At 68.9% G+C, this 20,010-nt stretch carries 13 protein-coding genes and 2 pseudogenes; 9 read left to right on the top strand and 6 right to left on the bottom strand.

From position 1 onward, the window contains the following. Positions 1-420: 420 nt before the first annotated feature. The 7 genes and pseudogenes from adhE to OHA61_RS36225 form a co-directional block, all read left to right on the top strand. On the top strand, positions 421-3,081 hold the full coding sequence (gene adhE / locus OHA61_RS36255) for a bifunctional acetaldehyde-CoA/alcohol dehydrogenase (protein WP_406306605.1): 2,661 nt from the start codon (positions 421-423) through the stop codon (positions 3,079-3,081). A 972-nt stretch (positions 3,082-4,053) separates the two neighbouring features. After that, a complete protein-coding gene (locus OHA61_RS36250) occupies positions 4,054-5,277 on the top strand; it encodes an arginine deiminase (protein ID WP_406306604.1) in 1,224 nt (407 codons plus the stop codon). 70 nt (positions 5,278-5,347) lie between these two features. Then, the gene (gene argF / locus OHA61_RS36245) at positions 5,348-6,349 is read left to right on the top strand and encodes an ornithine carbamoyltransferase (protein ID WP_406306603.1); all 1,002 of its coding nucleotides are present in this window, start codon (positions 5,348-5,350) and stop codon (positions 6,347-6,349) included. A 40-nt stretch (positions 6,350-6,389) separates the two neighbouring features. Then, on the top strand, positions 6,390-7,343 hold the full coding sequence (locus OHA61_RS36240; RefSeq protein WP_406306602.1) for a carbamate kinase: 954 nt from the start codon (positions 6,390-6,392) through the stop codon (positions 7,341-7,343). After that, the gene (locus OHA61_RS36235; RefSeq protein ID WP_406306601.1) at positions 7,340-8,851 is read left to right on the top strand and encodes a YfcC family protein; all 1,512 of its coding nucleotides are present in this window, start codon (positions 7,340-7,342) and stop codon (positions 8,849-8,851) included. The genes OHA61_RS36240 and OHA61_RS36235 overlap by 4 nt, the downstream gene beginning before the upstream one ends. A gap of 190 nt (positions 8,852-9,041) precedes the next feature. Then, positions 9,042-9,308 (top strand): SHOCT domain-containing protein, encoded by a 267-nt coding sequence (locus OHA61_RS36230; protein WP_406307592.1) that lies wholly within the window; start codon positions 9,042-9,044, stop codon positions 9,306-9,308. A 114-nt stretch (positions 9,309-9,422) separates the two neighbouring features. Next, a pseudogene (locus tag OHA61_RS36225) lies at positions 9,423-9,935 on the top strand (universal stress protein); the annotation flags it as partial. Here the strand turns inward: OHA61_RS36225 and OHA61_RS36220 are convergent. The 3 genes from OHA61_RS36220 to OHA61_RS36210 all read right to left on the bottom strand — a co-directional run bounded on the left by OHA61_RS36220 (position 9,932) and on the right by OHA61_RS36210 (position 11,853). Beyond that, positions 9,932-10,108 (bottom strand): universal stress protein, encoded by a 177-nt coding sequence (locus OHA61_RS36220; RefSeq protein WP_406306600.1) that lies wholly within the window; start codon positions 10,106-10,108, stop codon positions 9,932-9,934. The pseudogene OHA61_RS36225 and the gene OHA61_RS36220 sit on opposite strands and share 4 nt — an antisense overlap. A 121-nt stretch (positions 10,109-10,229) precedes the next feature. After that, entirely contained in the window at positions 10,230-10,685 is a 456-nt protein-coding gene (locus OHA61_RS36215) for an OsmC family protein (protein WP_406306599.1), read from the bottom strand. Next, positions 10,678-11,853, bottom strand: coding sequence for a site-2 protease family protein (locus OHA61_RS36210; protein WP_406306598.1), 1,176 nt, complete (start codon positions 11,851-11,853; stop codon positions 10,678-10,680). The genes OHA61_RS36215 and OHA61_RS36210 overlap by 8 nt, the downstream gene beginning before the upstream one ends. Positions 11,854-12,169: 316 nt before the next feature. Between OHA61_RS36210 and OHA61_RS36205 the strand changes: the two genes are divergently transcribed. Next, positions 12,170-13,003 carry a universal stress protein gene (locus tag OHA61_RS36205; RefSeq protein ID WP_406306597.1) on the top strand — a complete coding sequence of 278 codons (834 nt, stop codon included), beginning with the start codon at positions 12,170-12,172 and terminating at the stop codon, positions 13,001-13,003. Between the two features lie 74 nt (positions 13,004-13,077). Here OHA61_RS36205 and OHA61_RS36200 read toward each other — a convergent pair. Beyond that, a pseudogene (locus OHA61_RS36200) lies at positions 13,078-13,608 on the bottom strand (universal stress protein); the annotation flags it as partial. A 405-nt stretch (positions 13,609-14,013) separates the two neighbouring features. Between OHA61_RS36200 and OHA61_RS36195 the strand changes: the two are divergent. After that, positions 14,014-15,381 (top strand): wax ester/triacylglycerol synthase family O-acyltransferase, encoded by a 1,368-nt coding sequence (locus OHA61_RS36195; protein WP_406306596.1) that lies wholly within the window; start codon positions 14,014-14,016, stop codon positions 15,379-15,381. 255 nt (positions 15,382-15,636) lie between these two features. Here OHA61_RS36195 and OHA61_RS36190 read toward each other — a convergent pair whose 3' ends face one another. Both OHA61_RS36190 and OHA61_RS36185 read right to left on the bottom strand, forming a co-directional pair. Beyond that, the gene (locus OHA61_RS36190) at positions 15,637-16,617 is read right to left on the bottom strand and encodes a GNAT family N-acetyltransferase (RefSeq protein ID WP_406306595.1); all 981 of its coding nucleotides are present in this window, start codon (positions 16,615-16,617) and stop codon (positions 15,637-15,639) included. Positions 16,618-17,212: 595 nt separating this feature from the next. Next, positions 17,213-19,960, bottom strand: coding sequence for a heavy metal translocating P-type ATPase (locus OHA61_RS36185; protein ID WP_406306594.1), 2,748 nt, complete (start codon positions 19,958-19,960; stop codon positions 17,213-17,215). Positions 19,961-20,010: the final 50 nt, after the last annotated feature.

Below are 20,010 nucleotides of genomic sequence, written 5' to 3'. Positions count from 1 at the left end.
ACTGCGGACGCGGGACAGGGTTGGGCATGGGCCGTACGGGGCCGGGCCAGGGACACTCGGCCCAGCATCCCGAAGCCGTGCGCGCCACAACCGCCGACCCAACGCCCCTCGCGATGCAGGGCGTTCAGCAGCCCGCCGAGTGATGGGCAGGGCCGGAGGCCGCCTGGCCGCCGACTGGGCCGCCCGCGAGGCGCAGCTCCGCTCGCCGCCCCTGCGCCTGGTGCACGCCCGCAGCCGGACCTGACTGTCCGCGCCGGGCCGGGGCCGGTCTCCGCTCACCGGGGACCATCGGTACCTGGGTCGCCGGACCCGCCCGAGAGACGGTGGTGGCGGGAGCGGTGCCGATCCCCCGCGGTGCCGCTCCCACCCGGACGCCTTCGGCCTTCAGGCCGTGGCATGCGACGACGGAGGCACATCCCCATGACCCGACAGGACGATCGAATCCCGACCGCTGCCCCCGGCAGTGCGCCGTCAGACACTGCCATCGCTGTCGACCAGTTGGTCACACACGGGCTCAAGGCGCTCGCCGACTACGAGGACCTCACCCAGGAGCAGGTCGACCACATCGTCAAGAAGGCATCGGTCGCAGCCTTGGACCGGCACACAGAACTGGCCCGGATCGCGGTCGAGGAAACCGGCCGCGGCGTCTTCGAGGACAAGGCCGCCAAGAACATGTTCGCGTGCGAACACGTCACCCACAGCATGGCGCGGATGCAGACCGTCGGCGTCGTCGCACGCGACGACATCGACGGCATCATCGAGATGGCCGAACCGGTCGGCGTGCTCTGCGCGGTCACCCCGGTCACCAACCCGACCTCAACGACGATCTTCAAGGCGCTCATGGCGCTGAAGACCCGCAACCCGGTCGTCTTCGCCTTCCACCCCTCCGCCCAGCGCTGCAGCTCGCAGGCGGCCCGCGTCATACGGGACGCGGCCATCGCCGCAGGCGCGCCGGAGCACTGTGTGCAGTGGATCGAGTCTCCGTCCATCGAGGCGACCAACGTCCTGATGCACCACCCGGGCGTCTCTCTGATCCTTGCCACCGGCGGCAACGCCATGGTCAAGGCCGCCTATTCGGCCGGAAAGCCCGCACTCGGCGTCGGTGCGGGCAATGTCCCCGCCTACGTCCACAAGAGCGCCAAGCTGCGCCGGGCCGTCAACGACCTCGTCCTGTCCAAGTCGTTCGACAACGGCATGATCTGCGCCTCCGAGCAGGCCGTCATCCTGGACACCGAGATCTACGACGCGGCCCTGGCCGAGTTCCGTACCCTGCACGCCCACCTGGCCGACGCCGAGGAGAAGGCGAAGCTGGAGGCGTACCTCTTCCCCACCGGTGTCACGGGCAGCGGCTGCGAGCCCAAGGTCAACCCTGCGGCCGTCGGCCAGAGCCCGGCGTGGATCGCTGAGCAGGCGGGCTTCACCGTGCCCGTCGACACCTCGATCATCCTCGTCGAGGCCGACCGGGTCGGCCCGGAGGAGCCGCTGACCCGCGAGAAGCTCTGCCCGGTGCTCACGGTGCTGCGCGCCGGCTCACAGCAGCAGGGCTTCGACCTGGCCGCCGACATGGTGTCCTTCCACGGGCAGGGACACAGCGCGGTCATCCACACCGCGGACGCCGCGCTCGCCGAGGAGTACGGCCGGCGCATGAAGACGGTACGGATCATCGTCAACGCCCCTTCCTCCCAAGGCGCCATAGGCGGCATCTACAACAGCCTGCTGCCCTCGCTGACCCTCGGCTGCGGTTCCTGGGGCAGCACCTCGGTCTCCAACAACGTCTCCGCCGCGAACCTGCTGAACATCAAGCGCGTCAGCACCCGCCACAACAACCTGCAGTGGTTCAAGGTCCCGCCGAAGATCTACTTCGAGCCGCAGGCCATCCGCTATCTGGCGTCCATGCCGGATGTCCACCGGGTCACCGTGGTCACCGACGCGACCATGACCCGGCTCGGCTTCGTCGACCGCGTCAGCCGCGTGTTGCAGCGCCGCCGCGAACCGGTGACCGTGCAGGTCATCGACAACGTCGAGCCCGAGCCGAGCATCGACTCCGTACAGCGCGGCGCCCGCCTGATGCGCGAATTCCGCCCGGACACCATCATCGCTCTCGGCGGCGGCTCACCCATGGACGCGGCCAAGGTGATGTGGCTGCTGTACGAGCAGCCGGACATCGACTTCGCCGACATGCGGCAGAAGTTCTCCGACATCCGCAAGCGAGCCTTCCGCTTCCCTGTCCTCGGCGAGCGTGCCCGCCTCGTGTGCATTCCCACCACCTCCGGCACCGGCGCCGAAGTCACCCCGTTCGCCGTCATCTCCGACCCCGCGACCGGCAAGAAGTATCCACTGGCCGACTACGCGCTGACCCCCAGCGTGGCCATCATCGACCCGCTGCTCACCGCCGAACTGCCCCCGGCGTTGGCCGCCGACAGCGGCTTCGACGCCCTCACCCACGCCATCGAGGCGTACGTGTCGGTCTACGCCAACGACTTCACCGACGGCCCCGCCCTGCACGCCATTGGGCTCATCTTCGACAACCTCGAAGCTGCCGTGAACGACCGGGCCGACCGGCCCGACGCGCGGGAGAAGATGCACAACGCGGGCACCATCGCCGGCATGGCCTTCGGCAACGCCTTCCTCGGCATCGTGCACGCCATGTCCCACACCCTCGGCGCCACGTTCCACCTGGCTCACGGCCGTACCAATGCCGTCCTCCTGCCGCACGCCATCCGCTACAACGGCACCGTCCCGGCCAAGCTCACGGGCTGGCCCAAGTACGAGCAGTACCGCGCCCCGGAACGCTTCCAGGACATCGCCCGCACCCTCGGACTTCCCGCCGGTTCCCCGGCCGAAGGCGTCGAATCCCTCGCCACCGCCGTGGAACACCTTCGCGACGCCGTGGGCATCGAGCCGTCCTTCCAGACCCTCGGCGTCGACGAACAGACCTTCCTGGACGCCCTGCCCCACCAAGCCCTGAACGCCTACGAGGACCAGTGCGCTCCTGCCAACCCCCGCATGCCTGTCCTCGACGACATGCAACAGATCATGCGCACGGCCTACTACGGCCGACCGGGCACCCCCGCTGAATGAGGCCGGGAGGCGCAGTGACCACCGCGCTGGTGGCAGCCGTTCAGCCACACCGGCCAGGGCGCCGGCGCTCGCCCGGTGCACGGCACCGGTGAATGTCATCGCCGAGGGGAACGGCCGCGTGCAGCCCGGCGGCGCCCGGCAGGTCTTTGTCCTCCCACACCGGCTCGTACGAGGACCACTCGCCTCTCGGGAGAGCTGTCCAGGCCGACAATCCCGCGCGCCGCAGCACGAAATCGGGGCGCCACCGCGTTGTGGCGTGGCGCCCCGATCGGGACCGAGTCGTCAGCTCAGCCAGCGGTTCCGGCTGACGAACGGCAAGCGTGCCCAGGCCCCACGTCGCCCCTGCGCCGGCCGCCGCGAGGGCGATCAGCACGACGGAAACGGGGCCGAGCGTCCCTCATCTCAGAGCCCCCAGGTGCGGCGCAGCAACTGCGACGCCGGGCCCGTGTCTGATCCATCGTCGGCGGCGCTCGAGGCACCGCGGGGTGAACTCACAACGCGGTGGCGCCCGTGGTTCACGCGCCTACGCGGCGGGATCTTGATCGACCTCAGGCTGCCGCGCGCACCGCCCGGCCTGCCAGGGCCGACGGCCCCTCCCGCCGAGCCCATCGACCCGCAACGGACCGTCAGGGTGACCTTGTTGTCCGCATGGGCCGCCGTTCAGCCATCGCCATGGGCCGACGAGGGCGACGACGCACACGCCACCGCTCGTAGCCCCGGCGCAGCGATGCGTATGCCAGGGCCGAACGGGCCCCCTCCAACGTCCCGATCAGGCCACGGCCTCCGGTACCGGGCGGCCGGCGGAAGGGGACCTTCGCAGCCCGGCCGTGGGGCGGGTCGGGTGACAGGGTTCAGTTGATCTCCCCGACGCACCATCAGTCACCGGCGAGGACAGCCGGTGAGGCCGCAGCGGCCGTGCGCCCGGCTTCGGAGATCGATCGCGTCCCTCATTTCCCCTTCCCAGGAGTCCCCATGTCCTTTCGCGTCGAGTCCGAGACCGGGCGGCTCAAGCAGGTGATCCTGCACCGGCCCGACCTGGAGCTGAAGCGCCTGACACCCACGAACAAGGACGCGTTGCTCTTCGACGACGTGCTGTGGGTCAAGCGGGCGAGGGAGGAGCACGACGCCTTCGCCGACGCCCTGCGCGACCGCGGCGTGGGCGTGCACCTCTTCTCCGACCTGCTCACCGAGACGCTCGCACACCCCGCCGCCCGGACGCTCATCCACGACCGGGTCTTCGACGACCGGGAATACGGCCCGCTCGCCACGGACCGCATACGAGCCTTCTTCGACTCCCTCGAACCGGCCGAGCTGACCGCCTACCTCGTGGGCGGCATCACCCAGCGCGAACTGCTGGGCCGCCTCGGCGCCGTCCCCAGTGTGCGCCTGCACGCCATGGCGCCCCACGACTTCGTCCTCGCGCCCTTGCCCAACCACCTGTTCACCCGCGACACCTCGTGCTGGATCTACGACGGGGTGAGTGTGAACCCAATGAAGAAGCGGGCGCGGCGCCGGGAGACCGTCCACTTCGAGGCCATCTATCGGCACCATCCCCTGTTCGAGAAGCAGGAGTTCCGTCGTTGGGCCGACGGGCAGTCGGCGTACCCGTCCACCATCGAGGGCGGTGACGTCCTGGTCATCGGCAACGGCGCGGTCCTCGTCGGCATGAGCGAGCGCACCACTCCCCAGGCCGTCGAAGCACTCGCCCTGCGGATGTTCGCCGCCGGTTCGGCCCGCCGCGTCGTGGCGGTCGACCTGCCCAAGTCCCGCAGCTTCATGCACCTCGACACCGTGATGACCATGGTCAGCGGTGACACCTTCACCAAGTACGCGGGGCTGGGCATGCTGCGGTCCTGCACCATCGAACCCGGTCCCGACGGCCAGAGCCTGAGGATCACCGACCACGCGCCGGAGCACATGCATCACGCGATCGCCGACGCTCTGGACCTGGATGCCATCACCGTGCTCACGCCCACCCAAGACGTGCACTCCGCCGAGCGGGAGCAGTGGGACGACGGCTGCAACGTCCTGGCCGTCGAACCCGGCGTCGTACTCGCCTACGAGCGCAACGTCACCACCAACACCCACCTGCGCCGCAACGGCATCGAGGTCATCACCATCCGGGGCAGCGAGCTGGGCCGGGGCCGCGGCGGACCACGCTGCATGAGCTGCCCCGTAGAACGCGACGCCGTCTGAGACCGACCGCCCGCGCTCCCGCCGATCCGGCTTCCCACCCCCGCACCACGCGCTCAAGGAGAGCCCCGCCATGCCCGTCAACCTGCGTCACCGCTCACTGCTGAAGGAACTCGATCTCACTCCGGCCGAGTTCCACTACCTTCTGGACCTGTCCGCCCGTCTCAAGGCCGCCCGGTACGCGGGCACCGAGCAGCAGCGCCTGCTGGGTAAGAACATCGCCCTGATCTTCGAGAAGACGTCCACCCGCACCCGCTGCGCCTTCGAAGTGGCCGCTCATCAACAGGGCGCCCACGTCACCTACTTGGAGCCGTCGGGCTCCCAGATCGGCCACAAGGAGTCCATCAAGGACACCGCCCGCGTCCTTGGCTGTCTCTTCGACGGCATCGAGTACCGGGGCAGCAGCCAGAGCAATGTCGAGGAACTGGCCGAATACTCCGGCGTCCCGGTGTGGAACGGCCTGACCGACGAGTGGCACCCCACCCAGTCGCTCGCCGATGTTATGACCATGTGGGAGCACACGGACAAACCCCTGCACGAGATCTCCTTCGCCTACCTCGGCGATGCTCGTAACAACGTGGGCAACTCACTGCTGGCATCCGCCGCGATGCTCGGAATGGATGTGCGCATGGTCGGGCCCTCGAGCCTGCGCAACGCCCCTGAGGTGGTCAAGGAGGCTCGGCGGATCGCCGAGTCCACCGGCGCACGGATCACCCTCACCGAGGACCTCGCCGAAGGTGTGGCCGGCGTGGACTTCCTCTACACCGATGTCTGGGTCTCCATGGGAGAGCCGAAGGAGATGTGGGACGAGCGTATCGCCCTGCTCAAGCCATACCAGGTCACCTCGCGCGTGCTCAAGGCAACGGGCAATCCGCGGGTGAAGTTCATGCACTGCCTCCCGGCCTTCCACGACAGCGGGACCACCGTGGGCGCGGACATCCTGTCCCACACCGGCATGAGTGCCCTCGAAGTCACCGACGAGGTCTTCGAGTCGGCCCACTCCATCGTCTTCGACCAGGCCGAGAACCGGATGCACACCATCAAGGCCCTTCTCGTCGCCACCCTCGGCGACTGACGCAGGTCGCCCGTTCGGAACCGCACACACAGGAGAAGTCATGCGCGTCGTCATCGCACTCGGCGGCAACGCCCTGCTCCGCAGGGGAGACCGGCCGGACGCCGCCGTCCAACACACCAACATTCAAGCGGCCGTGGCCGCCCTGGCCCCTCTCGCCCACCGGCACGAATTGGTGATCACTCACGGGAATGGCCCACAAGTCGGCCTGCTCGCCCTCCAGAGCGCCGCCGACAGGTCCCTCACCAGCCCTTACCCCTTCGACGTTCTGGGCGCCGAGACACAGGGAATGATCGGCTACTGGCTGCTGCAGTCCCTGCAGAACGCCCTGCCCGGGCGCCAGGTCTGCGCCCTGCTCAACCAGACCCTCGTCTCTGCCGCGGACCCCGCCTTCGCCAACCCCGCCAAGTTCGTGGGCCCTGTCTACGAACGCGAAGAAGCCGAGCGTCTCGCCGCCGAGCGCGGCTGGACCGTCAGGGCCGACGGACCGCACTGGCGCCGGGTCGTGCCGTCGCCCGATCCGCAGCGCGTCGTGGAAACCAGGCTGATCCGTCTCTTGCTCACCTCCGGCGCCGTTGCCGTCTGCGCAGGCGGCGGCGGTGTCCCCGTGATCCGGGACGAGCACGGACAGCTCACGGGTGTGGAAGCGGTCGTCGACAAGGACCTCACCGCCGCCCTGCTCGCCGAAGCACTCGATGCCGACGCGCTGTTGCTGCTCACGGACGTCCCTCAGGCCATGCGCCGCTACGGCACACCGGACGCGGAACCCATCGGTCGCACCACACCGGCAGGGCTGCGCGCGGAACCGTTCCCGGCCGGATCCATGGGGCCAAAAGCCGAGGCGGCCTGCCGCTTCGTGGAACTCACCGGCGGGATGGCAGCCATCGGATCTCTCAACGACGCACAGGCCATCCTCGACGGCTCAGCAGGCACGGTCGTCACGCCCAACGGCCGATACCCCCAGAACACCAACGACGCACCAGGGAGCCAGACATGACCACTACACAAGCCACCTCGGCAACCCCGGACCCGGCCCCATCGGCGCGAAGGAGAAAGCTGCGCTTTCCATCGGCCTTCACCGTCCTGGTGGCCGTCACCCTCGTGGTCTGGGCACTGACCTTCGTCATCCCCGCCGGCCGCTACGACACCAAGGACGGCAGCCCGATCCCGGGCACATACCACTCCGTGGAGCTGGCCACGGGGTTCTGGAGTCGACTCAAGGACCTTTTCCTCGCCCCCGTCAACGGCCTCTACGGGGTCACCGACACGCAGTCCGGACTCACCGCGCCGGGAGGCAGCGGCGATTTCTTCGGAGCTGCGGGAGTGTTCCTGTTCGTCCTGGCCGTCGGCGCCTTCATCACCGTAACCCTGCGCACCGGCGCCCTCACCTCCGGCGTGGCACACCTCGCCGAACGCCTCAAGGGGCACAGGTCACTCCTGCTCGTCGTGCTCCTGGCACTGTTCTCGCTCGGCGGCACCACCTACGGCATGGCCGAGGAAACGCTGGGCTTCTACGCGCTGATGATCCCGCTCATGCTCAAACTCGGCTACGACAGGATGACCGGCGCGAGTGTGATCATGGTCGGTGCCGGAGTGGGCACGCTCGCCTCCACTGTGAACCCGTTCGCCACTGGCGTGGCCTCCGACAGCGCCGGCATCGGCACTGGCGACGGCATCGTGCTGCGGCTGCTGATGTGGGCCGTCCTGACAGCACTGGCCGCGGCCTATCTGGTGCGCTATGCCAACCGCGTGCACAAGGACCCCTCCCGCTCCCTTGTCGCCCCGATGCCCGAGGACGACGAACTCAGGTCCCAGGGCTCCTCCACCACACCACTGACACTGCGTCAGCGGATCGTGCTGACGGTGTTCGCGGCGACCTTCCTTTTCATGATCTTCGCCGTAATTCCCTGGGCGGACCTGAACGTCACGTTCCTGCCGACCCTTGGCTGGTACTTCCCCGAACTGGCGGCCCTGTTCATCGTGGCAGCCGTCGTGGTGGGCCTCATCGCCGGACTGGGCGAGAAGGGAACAGCAGACGCGATCGTCGCGGGCGCCGGAGACTTCATCGGAGCAGCACTCATCATCATGCTGGCCCGCGGTGTCACCGTGATCATGAACAATGCCAGCGTCACCGACACCATCCTCGACAGCCTCAACAATGCCGTCTCGGGAACGTCCTCGGGGATCTTCACGGTGCTGATGTTCCTGGTGAACATACCGTTGGCCTTCCTCGTGCCCTCCTCGTCCGGCCACGCGGCGCTGGCGATGCCCATCCTCGCCCCGCTCGCCGACTTCGCCGGCGTCAGCCGCGCCTTGGTGGTCACCGCCTACCAATCGGCTTCTGGCTGGGTCAATCTGATCACCCCGACCTCCGCGGTCGTGATGGGCGGCCTGGCCCTCGCCAAGGTCCGCTACGACCGCTACCTGCGGTTCATGGCACCCCTGATGGGCATCCTGTTGGCCGCGGTCGCGGTCTTCCTGGTTCTGGGAGCGACGCTCGGTTGACGACCGGCCCTCACCACGCCGTCGCCCCGTCGCGTTGTCCGCCTCCGGTAGGGGCTGACCGGCCCAACAGCCCGGGACCAGTGGACTCTGCACCCACCGGCCAATGTCCGGCGACGATGGCAGTGACGCATCAGCCAAACCGGACAGCGGGTCCGCACCCGCAGTCCGGGCGACCGGGGAGGTGATCACGATGATGTTCTGGTTCGACCACGGCGTCAGCGGCTGGGGCTGGTTCGCGATGTCGGCCAGCATGATCCTGTTCTGGGTGCTGATCATCACCGTTGCCGTTCTGCTCTTCCGCGCCCTGGGCCAGACTCCCGAGCACACCCACAGCCCGAACGTGCCGTCACCGGAGCAGGTGCTTGCCGAGCGGTTCGCCCGTGGCGAGATCGACGAGGAGGAGTACCGCCGGCGCCTCGCCACGCTGCACGCCTCCGGTCCACCCGCCAAGCCTTGACCCGCAGGCCGCAGCCCGCTTGGCAGGGACCGATCGGGTGGGCAACGCGGGCCTGTTCGGGTCCGTGCCGGCCGGCCGAAGGAGGTCCCGACCACGACTGGAACCGTCACCGCGGGCCTGGACGACTCGCCGCAAAGTATCGCCGCGGCCAGTTGGGCGGCACGTGAGGCCGAGTTGCGCCGAGACCGCCTGCACCTCGTCCATGCGGACGATTGGCCCACGACGGCGGTAGTCCGCCTGGTCAGCCCGGATGAGCAGCGTCGATGGGCCGACACCCTCCTGAGCCGCACCTCCGACGAACTGCGAAAACGCCATCCGGGTCTGGAGATCACCACGAGCCGGCTGTCCGGGCGGCCCGCGGCCTCCCTGTCCGCCGAGGCTTCGAAGGCGGAAATGCTGGTGATCGGTTCGCTCCGGCTGACGGGAGTGCCGGGCTCCCTCATCGGTTCCGTCACCATGGCAACGATCAGTGCCACCGAACGGCCCGTAGTACTCGTCAGGGCCGCCACTTCGACGGGCAACGTGGCGCAGCAGTACCGGGACGGGCGACCCCTGGTCCAGCAGGGTGCATACCTGTGCGTCCGGGTCCAGTTCGAGAAGGCGGGACACGTGCCGTGGAGCGTCTAAGCTGCACGCCGGCGATCCTGCTCCGGCGAGGGCAGCTCGGCGGGAGACGCGTAAGGTGCGCGGTATGTGCCCGTCGGCAGCCAGACGTGCACGGCAACCATGTGAGTCCGCAACAACCTGGCCTGGGTGGCCGACCAGCGCAGCGCGGTGAGCGACGCGTCAGAGCCGTCCACGCCCACGACCAGGCACTCTTACGTCGATTGCTTCATGCCGGTTCCTAGCCCTGTCCTGTCGAGTACGGCGGTGAGGCCAGGGGGATCGCTCGCCCCACCCTGGACAGTTGTCCGGCCGGCATCATCCGACACCCACGCTGATCTCGGGAGGGACGCGCAGCGAGTTGTGCACCGTGCAGTGATCGACAACAGCAAGCAGGCTCCTGCGCCTCACCGTGCCGATCTCTTCGGGCAGTTCGATCCTCATGCGCACGGCCGAAACCCGCGCCGGGCGGTCGTCGGCCATGTCGAACTCCGCCCGCACCCGCAGGCTCTCGTACGGCAGGTGATGGCGCTCCAGAAAGCGTCCTGCGTAGTAAGCGACACACGAAGCGAGCGAGGAGACGAACAGCTCCACGGGGGTGGGCCCTTCGTCGGAGCCTCCCGCGTCGACCGGCTGGTCGACGGTCAGTTCGTGATCGCGCACAAACACTGCGTACGACTGACCGGACACGTGCGTGACATCGATACGTCCCTGGGGTGCTCCCGCCCCGGAACGCAGAGCCGCACCGCCGCCGGCTCTGGCTTGGTCATCCATCACCGTGCCTCCCTTGCTTGTCAGTTATGACTGGCCCCGAACGTTTCGCTGTCGCCAGCCACGAGACCGCGCGAGTGATGTCCGACAGAGCGACGATGCCGACGAGGTGTCCGTCGTCCAGCACCAGGGCGCGCCGCTCGGCACTCGACTCGAGGCGCGGCAGAAGGTCAATGACGGCCTCACCGGGCTCCGCCGTCGCCACATCGGTCAATGGGCACATGACGCCTGCCAAGGAGGTGGCGGAGCGAGCCCCCGCAGGCACGCGGTTGATCCTTGCGACCGTCATCAGACCGACCGGCGTACCGTCGGGCGACACCACCGGAAACGTCGAATGGCGATAGCGGCCGAACGGCATGGTGCTCAAGACCTGTTCGACCGTGTCCGTGGCCGCGACGGTGACGGGGTCGGGTGTCATCACCTGCCGCACCGCCACCCCGGCCAGCGCGCCCCGGAGCTGTGCCTCCCGCCCCTCCGCCGTCGCGGCGGCGATCAGGAACCAGCCGATGAGGGCCGACCACAAGCCACCGAGATCTCCGGTGACCAGGACCGATGTGAAGCCGACGAACAGCATGAACCAGCCCAGCGCCCGCCCTGCGTTCGCGGCGCTCAGCGCTGCGCGCACCCGGTCGCCGCTGCGCCACCACAGGAACGCGCGCAGCACTCGACCGCCGTCCAGCGGTGCTGCGGGCACGGCGTTGAACACTGCCAGCACGAAGTTGATGGCGGCCAGCCAGGCGATGGCCTCGATCACGAGCCCGGGCACTGCCAGGATCTCCAGCCAGACCGCGGCTCCTGTGAACAGAATCGCTGCCGCAGCGCTGACCAGCGGTCCCACTCCGGCGATACGCAGTTCTGCACCCGGGTCCTTCGCCTCGCCGCGCAGTCGTGCGACTCCGCCCAGCATCCACAGCGTGATGCCTTCGACCTCGACGCCGTTGCGACGCGCGACAACGGCGTGTGCGAGCTCATGTGCCAGCAGCGACACAAGGAAGACGACCGCCGTGACGATCCCAAGTGCCCAGTAGACCCAGGCCGCTTCACCTGGGTGCGCAGAGGGGAACCGCCCTCGTGCGAGAGTCAGCGCGACGAGGACGACGATGACCAGCACACTCCAGTGGAGCCCGACGCGTATAGCGGCTATCCGGCCCAGCGGAAGCGTCTCCTTCACGATTCCCGCTTTCTGGCGCGCGATCGGGACCGGATTCCCCAACGGGTGTCACCGACCGAGCCCCTTGTCTCCGTTTCCTTCGCCACCATCCTGGTGCCCCGTGCAGCGGCGGGATCAGGGCCACACGGTCCACACCTGGGGACGGCTGGCCTGACCTCAGTCCGCAGGCTTGGCGAGCGTCACACCTCCACTGCTGCGGACAGACAGAGGGGCCGCGAGGCGCCGAGCTGGGACCCGTACGGCCCATGCCGACCGGGAGAAAGCGGACCAAAGTGGTGGGCAAGGACACACCCCGCCGGGCGAGAGGCGAACCGTCATGGAACAGCGAGTGGTTGTGGGCGTCGACGGGTCCGCTCGCAGTGCGATCGCTGCGGACTGGGCGGCCCGGGAGGCGCTGCGGCGTGCCCAGGGCCTGCGGGTCGTCCATGTGTCGCCGCTGTCCGCACAGGACCTGGTGGACGTCTGGCCATACCGGCCCGCTCACTTGCCCGAGCGGTCTCTTCAGGTGCTGTCCGCCCGGTACCCGGACCTGCGGGCCGAGGGCGTATGGCTGAGCGGCCCGGCCGTCCCGGCGCTGGTCGCCGAGGGCACGGAAGCGTCCGTCGTCGTGCTCGGAACGCATGGGGCCGGCGGCTTCGCCGGACTGCCCCTCGGTTCCACCGCCGAAAGCGTCGCCGATCAGTCCGCGCGCCCGGTCGTGCTCGTGCCCGGTGGCCTCCCGGCCGACGTGGAGGCAACAACCGACCGGGTCGCGGTCGGAATCGACGCGCGCGATGCGGCGGACGCCTCGATCGCCTTCGCGTTCGAGGCCGCCCAGAGGCTGGGCGGCCCCCTGCACGCCGTTCACGCATGGTCCCCCTCCTCCGGGGACGCCGAGCGGATGCCTTTCCCGATGCCCGAGCGGGACCGGTGCGAGCAGGAAGACCAGGAGGTGCAACTGCTGTCCGATGCTCTGCGGCCGTGGCGTGAGAAGTACCCCCGGGTTCCGGTCCTCCAGGACGTCGTCCTCTTCACCGCGACTCAGGCGCTGGAGTGGGCCTCTGCCAGGACGGATCTGCTGGTGGTGGGGCGGCGAGGGGGCGCGCTCGCTCCTGCCGTTCACTCACTCCTGTGTCGAACCAACTGCCCTGTGGCCGTCGTGCCCTCCTGACCGAACCGATCGGCGGTCAACCATTCCGGCGCGCCGACCATGTGACGGGCAGCGGGGGCAAGGGCAGCACGCGATCACACCGGCTGCGGTACGACGGCCACGGGGCAGTCGGCGTGGTGCAGCACGGCATGCGCCACCCGGCCGAGCTGGAGGCCGAAGTGGCCCTGGCGCCGCTGGGCGCCGACAACAAGCAGATCCGCGGCTGCCGAACGCTGCACCAGCACCTTGTGGGCCGGGCCCTCGACCGTGGTCCGGTGCACTTGCACTGCCGGGTTGTCACGGACGAACTCTCCGAGCGCCTGGTCCAGCAGCGTCGCGGCCCGCTCCTTGTGGTAGCGGGCAGGATCGCCGGCGAGCATCGGATGGTCCGTCGTCTCATGCGCTGGGCGACGCCAGGCACGGACCGCCTGGACGGTGGAGCCGCGGGTTTCGGCCTCGCGCAGGGCGAACGTGACCGCCGCCTGTCCCCCGGCTGTGTCAGCTACGCCGAGGAGGATCCGCCCGTGCGTTCTCCTGAGTGCCGCCCTGTCGCCGCGCACAACGATGACTGGGCAGTGCGCCTTGGCCGCAACGGCCAGACCGACCGAGCCCAGCAGCAGCCCCCTTGGTGCGTGGGTCTGCGGGGTCGCTGGCCGTTGAGGGCGAGCGTCTCGACCCAGTTTTTGATCTTCCGGCGGTTGCCGTGGGCGAGCTGGAGGACAAGGAGGATCCGTCTGGGCGGCGATGCCCCGGATGCGGCGGGAGCCAGCGGCTTCGATGGCTTTGGCGAGGGGGTTCTTCGCGCAGCCGTTGTGGCTCTCGACACTGTTCCGCAGGCGGAAGTGGCCCTGACGGCAGCTTTCGGCCCCTACCACTGCAAGTCGGGTCAGGGTAACGGTCGAGTGAGAGACAAGTTCTTGGTCCTCATGAACGGGGTGGGATCATTGAACAAATCCAGCGGAGTGCTCATCCCACCCAGGGCACCCTCCTCCGAACGTCTGGCAGCCTAGCCGGGCCCCGGGGTGACAATCATGGAGCGGTTGACCGCGCAGGATCTCATGCTGCTGTGGCCGGATGAACTCGGCTGGCCCGAGGACATCGGCGCCCTCGCCATTCTCGATGGCACAAGGCTGCTCGATCCGGACGGTTGCTTCCGGATCGAGGCTGTGCGTCATGTGATCCAAAGCCGTCTGCCCCTGGTCCCTCGGTTCCGTCAGCTGCTGTATACGCCTCGACGGGGGCTGGGCTGGCCGCTGTGGGTCGATGATCGATCCTTTGATCTGGCCGAGCACGTCCGGGTCCTGCCGCTCACGGCTCCTGCCGATGAGGCGCAGCTTCTTGTCACTGTTGAGCGATTGCGTCGGCGCTGGCTGGAACGGTCACGGCCGCTGTGGGAGATGTGGTTCCTGCCGGGCCTGTCCGGGGGCCGAGTCGCCATGTTCATCAAGATGCACCACACCATCGCCGATGGCGCGGCGGGGGTGGCTCTGCTGGGTGCGTTCCTCGATCTGGACGCCGATGTGCCGACGACGCTCGCGCCGCCCTGGACGCCGGCGTCAATGCCTTCCAGCCGCGACCTGATCGAGGACAACCTGCGTCTGCGCGTACAGGCGGCCCGGTCTGCGCTGTCGAAGCTCTTCCAGCCCGTCACCACGCTGCAACAGATGCGGGAGGCGTGGCCGGCGGTACGCGAGGGCTTTATCAAGGAGCGAGCGCCGCGTACCAGCTTCAACCTCCCGATCGGCCCGAGCCGCGAGCTGGCGGTCATCCGCAGCAGCCTCGACGTCGCCAAGCAGATCGCTCACACATACGATGCGAAACTGAACGACGTGCTGATGTCAGCCATCGCCGGCGGCCTGCGGGATCTGCTGCGCGGCCGCGAAGAACTCGTTGAGGATCTGGTCTTGCGGGCCTTTGTGCCCGTCTCGCTGCACAACGAGGAACACGGCCGGGCGCGCGGCAACCAAGACGGGATGATGTTCGTGCCGCTCCCGATCGGTGAACCCGATCCTGTTCGGAGGCTGTGGCTGATCGCCGCGGAGAGCGCCGAACGGAAGAAGCATGTCGTTCGTCCTCCCGAAGGCATAATTGCCCGCAACCGCCTCCTCCAGCGGGCCACGATGCGCCGCTTCGCCCGTCAACGGTGGGCGAACGTGTACGTCGCCAACATCTTCGGCCCCCCGATGCAGCTCTACCTTGCCGGGGCGCAACTGCTCGAGGTGTTCCCGGTGGTGCCGATCAGCGCGAACATCACGCTGGGCATCGCGGCGCTCACGTACGCTGGCCAGTTCAACATCACCGTGGTCGCCGACGCGCAAGCCTGTCCCGACGTCGAGGTCTTCGCTGAGGGCGTGCGGAAATCTCTACAGGCACTGAGCCCATTTCCGACCTCACGATGAGGCGAGGTAAGGGTGAGGACACCGTCGGTGTCCGGTTGGTACTGCAGCGAAGCCTTCGAAGCAGCCACCGGCCCTTGCCTTCCATGGCCTGCTCGCCGACGGCGCCACCCCAGGCGGCCCCTCCTGGCTCTGTCCATGAGAAGGGACAGCACTTCGACAGTGGTCGGGGAGGTGTCTGGCCGTCGGTGCCGACGCGGAATGTTCACGGGTTCGGGCAGCACAGGGTCTTCCTCGCGGGCCGAGTGTGGCGGGGTCTCAGCGCCAGTCGTCGATCACGTAGGCGTCGGGGTGGCTGTAGCCGGGTTCGTTGGGCCTGTGCATGGTCACGCCCTGCAGCCAGGTGCGGAAACCGCGGTCGACCATTCGCCGGTAGGCATCCTGGCGGGCCAGGTTCATTCCAGCGTCCAGTTGCCCCAGGCCGCGCTCGGCGGCGAGCTGCTCGCACGCGGTGAGCAGTCGTTCGAACCGGTTGGCGGCCTCCGGGCCAGGGCGTACGGCGCCGAATTTGACGAAGCACACGTCTTCTCCGGCCTCCGACCCGGCTCCGCAGTGGCAGACGGCCAGGCCATCGAGCTCTGAGCCGGCGCCCTGGAGCAGGATGGTGTCACCGAGTCCCTGCGCGTGCGTGGCCACGATCTCGCGTTCCAGGCTCAGGCCCTCGTACACGGCCCCGGTCAGTGCGCGACAAAGGCTCAGGGCGTGGGGCTGCTCGGCGGCGGGCAGCTGGCCGTACAGCACTCGGCCGGGGACTGCGGCACTGCCTGCCACCTGCTTCTTCATGATGGCTGTGAGGAATCGGGGCCAGAAACCGTAACGGCGGTAGAGCTCAAGGTGCTTGGGACTGTGCGAGAAGGTGAACAGGCCCAGGTGGCGGTTCTCCCAGGTGTCGAAGCAGTCCATGACCGGCTCCATGAGGCGCCTGCCGACGCCCTGGTCCCACAGGTCCGGACGCACGGTCAGCGGGCCGAAGTACCCGACGCTGCCCCAGTTGACGGCGAAGTTCGATCCGGCGACTTCGCCCTCGACCGTCGCTGCGAAGGCCGCCTGTGGATCGGCCGCCCAGCGACTGCGGACGTAGTCGGCGGTCCCGAAGAACGTCTTCGGCTCGGGAGCCCCGAGGAACGTCCCGAAGGCGACCCTGAAGATCTCGTCGGCCCGATCCAGGTCCGCCTCACCCAGCGGGCGGACCGACACAGGGCCCGTGCCACTCTTGCGCTCCCCTGCCGGTGGGATCATCGCTCTCTCCTTCCCGACCCCCTGTTTCATCGCACCACGTGCGTGCGCCGCGGGCGAGGCGAAAGGTCCACCGATACCCAGGGACCGACGACAGGGCCGATCTGCCTTGCCTGTCCGCCGGGAACTGCAGCAGTCACCAGGCCGAATACCGACCAGTCGAACAACGGCTACTACGGGTACCGAGGCCCAGGAGGGCCACCCCCTGCCCGGGCGGGGAGTCAGTCGACGGGTGCTGTCCGTTTCTCGTGAACATCGACCTCGGCCCGGGCGTGCGCCTCCCAGAGTGCAGAACAATCGCCGTCGTGATCCGTGAACGAAACCACCCTCCGGAATACAACCAGCCACCCCCACAGTCAGCCCGACTTGGAGGCTGCCCGCGGCGGATGGCGAGGCGGCCCAGGCCAGTGAGAACGATGACCTTCGCAAGGACCACCGCCAGGACGATGCCGGCTGCCCAGCCCGTCCACCGCCAGTTCGCCAGCAGTGCCATACCGCCCCAGGTGCACGGCAGTGACGAGCACGCCGACCGCGACGAGACCTGTCGTCCCGATGTCGTCGAGCAGGCGGAACGGCGGCGCTTGACTGGGCGCGGTGGTCAGTGCGGTTCATCTCCGTGCGATCCGCCGGGTGCCGGTGCGCGGTAATGGTCCGGGGCGGTGTCGTAGGCGGCTGCGCAATGCGGGGAGCAGAAGTAGAGGCTGCCGGTGGCGGTGTCGCGCCGCTCGGCGGCGGCTGCCGGGTCAAGGCGCATGCCGCACACCGGGTCCACCACCGTGGTGTGGTCGCTGTGCTCGTGATGGCCTGCGGCTTCGGGCTCGGTCCGGTCGGCGGCGGATTCGACCCGGGGCTCTATGGGGGCCGGCTCGGCCGTCGCCAGCGGGGCGGTGTGCCAGCGGCGCAGGCGGCCGGAGTTGGTGACGACGGACAGGGAGGACAGCGCCATTGCGGCAGCGGCGATGATCGGGCTGAGCCGCAGACCGAGCCACGGGTACAGAGCGCCGGCTGCGAGCGGGATTCCCACGGCGTTGTAGACCAGGGCGAAGAAGAGGTTCTGCCGGATGTTGCGCATGGTGGCGCGGGAGAGCCGAATGGCGGTGACCACGCCGGTCAGGGAGCCGGAGATGAGGGTGATGTCGGCGGCTTCGATGGCCACGTCGGTGCCGGTCCCGATGGCGAGCCCAACGTCGGCGGCAGCGAGGGCGGGGGCGTCGTTGATGCCGTCGCCGACCATGCCCACGGTGCGGCCCTCGCCCTGCAGGCGGCGGATCTCGTCGGCCTTGTGCTCGGGGAGCACCTCGGCCAGCACCCGGTCCACGCCGACCTGCCCCGCGATGGCGGCGGCGGTGCGGGTGTTGTCGCCGGTGAGGATGACCACGTCGATGCCGAGCCCTTGCAGGGCGGCGATGGCCTGGGCGGAGTCGTCCTTGACAGTGTCGGCCACGGCCAGCACTCCGGCCGCCCGGCCATCGACGGCGGCGAGTACGGGCGTCTTGCCTTGCGCCGACAGCTCGGCCGCGGCCGGGGCGAGGGCGCTGGCGTCGATGCCCACCTCCGAAAGCAGGCGGGCGGTTCCGACCAGCACGGCGCGGCCGTCGACGGTGGCCTGCACGCCCTTGCCGGTGACCGAGTCGAAGCTGCTGGCAGCGGGCACGGTGAGCTTCCGCTCCCGGGCTCCTGTGAAGATTGCTCCTGCCAATGGGTGCTCGCTGTCGGCCTCGGCCGCCGCCACCAGTGTCAGCAGTTGGGACGCGTCGAAGCCGTCAGCCGCGTGAACATCGGTCAGGACAGGCTTTCCCGCGGTGACGGTGCCGGTCTTGTCCAGGACGACGGTGTCGAGTTTGTGGGCGGTCTCCAGGGCTTCGGCGGAGCGGATGAGGATGCCCGCCTGGGCGCCCTTGCCGGTGCCGACCATGATGGACAGCGGGGTGGCAAGGCCCAGTGCGCAGGGGCAGGCGATGATCAGCACGGCGACCGCGGAGACCAGGGCGAGTGTGAGCGCCGGGGCCGGACCGACCGTGTACCAGAGCGCGAAGGTGGCGATGGCGATGGCGATGACGGCGGGCACGAAGTAGGCGGAGACCGCGTCGGCCAGCCGCTGGATCGGCGCCTTGGACGCCTGGGCCTGCTGCACGAGGCGGATGATCTGGGCCAGCATCGTGTCGGCGCCGACCTTGCTCGCGCGTACCCGCAAGGAACCTGTGGTGTTGACGGTGGCGCCGATGATCGTGTCGTCCGCCCGTTTGGTGGCGGGCATCGGTTCACCGGTGACCATGGACTCGTCCACCGCCGAGGACCCGGACAGCACCACGGCGTCGACGGGGATCTTTTCCCCGGGCCGGATCACGATCTCGTCGCCCACGACGACGTCCTCCACGGGGACTTCGGCCTCGGTCCCGTCCCGTATGACCCGGGCGGTACGGGCCTGAAGGCCCAGCAGCGCCCGGATTGCCTCGCCGGTTCCGGCCTTGGCGCGCGCCTCAAGGAGACGTCCGAGCAGGATCAGGGTGAGGATCACTCCGACCGCCTCGAAGTACACCTCGCGCACATCCTCGGGCAGCAGCGACGGTGCGAGCGTGACCAGCAGGCTGTAGCCGTACGCAGCCGAAGTACCCAGTGTGATCAGGGAGTTCATGTCCGCGCCGCGGTGGCGCAGGGTCAGCCAGCCGATGCGGTGGATCGGCCACCCGGTGTAGAACATCACCGGCGTGATCAGAGCCAGCTGGAACCAGTGGTTGAGCATCCAGCCCGGCACCCAGTCGGCGCCGAAGAGTTCATGCGCCATCACGGCGAAGAGCACCGGCGCCGTCAGCACCGCGCCGAGGGCCACCCGGCGCGTCAGGTCATTGATCTCCGCGCGCCGCTCGGCGGCCTCTGCTGCCTCGGCCTCGGCCGCTGCGGCATCACCGCCCGGCGCCCCGGACGCAGCAGCGCCCCGGACCTCGCGACCCTCCGAAGGGCCTTTCCCACTGTCCGTTTCGACGAGCAGCGTGCCCTGGATCATGTTCATCCCGCAGGAGAACCCGAACGAGCCCGCCTCGGCCGGATGCACCCGCACGGTGGTTCGCGCATACGCCGGCAGCCCGGCACTCACCCGCAGATCAGGGAAGACCACCCGGTTGGTGCACTCTCCGGACTCCTGCCGGTCGAAGACCAGCTCCAGCGGAATGCCCTGCCGGACCTTGATGACATCGGGGCTGTAGCCGCCCCGGACCGTCACCTCGACCCGCTGCACCCCGCCCTCCAGCCGCGCGGTACGGGCACGGCGCGGCCCGAAGAAGAACCACCCCAGACCGGCGATCAGCACGACCGCAGAGATCACCACGACCGCATCGGCGACGCCCATGGCGAACTCCTCTCTGCCCGGTGACACCCTCAGCATCGCTCTCGGCTACC

The organism is Streptomyces sp. NBC_00885, from assembly GCF_045207475.1.
Taxonomy (GTDB): Bacteria; Actinomycetota; Actinomycetes; order Streptomycetales; family Streptomycetaceae; genus Streptomyces.
The sequence above is the reverse complement of the archived record's forward strand: the minus strand, read 5'-3'. Positions and strand labels throughout refer to the sequence as shown.

Excerpts from the sequence above, each read along its gene's own strand:
- adhE (WP_406306605.1), top strand. The coding sequence starts at position 421 with ATGACCCGACAGGACGATCGAATCCCGACCGCTGCCCCCGGCAGTGCG.
- OHA61_RS36250 (WP_406306604.1), top strand. The coding sequence starts at position 4,054 with ATGTCCTTTCGCGTCGAGTCCGAGACCGGGCGGCTCAAGCAGGTGATC.
- argF (WP_406306603.1), top strand. The coding sequence starts at position 5,348 with ATGCCCGTCAACCTGCGTCACCGCTCACTGCTGAAGGAACTCGATCTC.
- OHA61_RS36240 (WP_406306602.1), top strand. The coding sequence starts at position 6,390 with ATGCGCGTCGTCATCGCACTCGGCGGCAACGCCCTGCTCCGCAGGGGA.
- OHA61_RS36235 (WP_406306601.1), top strand. The coding sequence starts at position 7,340 with ATGACCACTACACAAGCCACCTCGGCAACCCCGGACCCGGCCCCATCG.
- OHA61_RS36230 (WP_406307592.1), top strand. The coding sequence starts at position 9,042 with ATGATGTTCTGGTTCGACCACGGCGTCAGCGGCTGGGGCTGGTTCGCG.
- OHA61_RS36215 (WP_406306599.1), bottom strand. The coding sequence starts at position 10,685 with ATGGATGACCAAGCCAGAGCCGGCGGCGGTGCGGCTCTGCGTTCCGGG.
- OHA61_RS36205 (WP_406306597.1), top strand. The coding sequence starts at position 12,170 with ATGGAACAGCGAGTGGTTGTGGGCGTCGACGGGTCCGCTCGCAGTGCG.
- OHA61_RS36195 (WP_406306596.1), top strand. The coding sequence starts at position 14,014 with ATGGAGCGGTTGACCGCGCAGGATCTCATGCTGCTGTGGCCGGATGAA.
- OHA61_RS36190 (WP_406306595.1), bottom strand. The coding sequence starts at position 16,617 with ATGATCCCACCGGCAGGGGAGCGCAAGAGTGGCACGGGCCCTGTGTCG.
- OHA61_RS36185 (WP_406306594.1), bottom strand. The coding sequence starts at position 19,960 with ATGGGCGTCGCCGATGCGGTCGTGGTGATCTCTGCGGTCGTGCTGATC.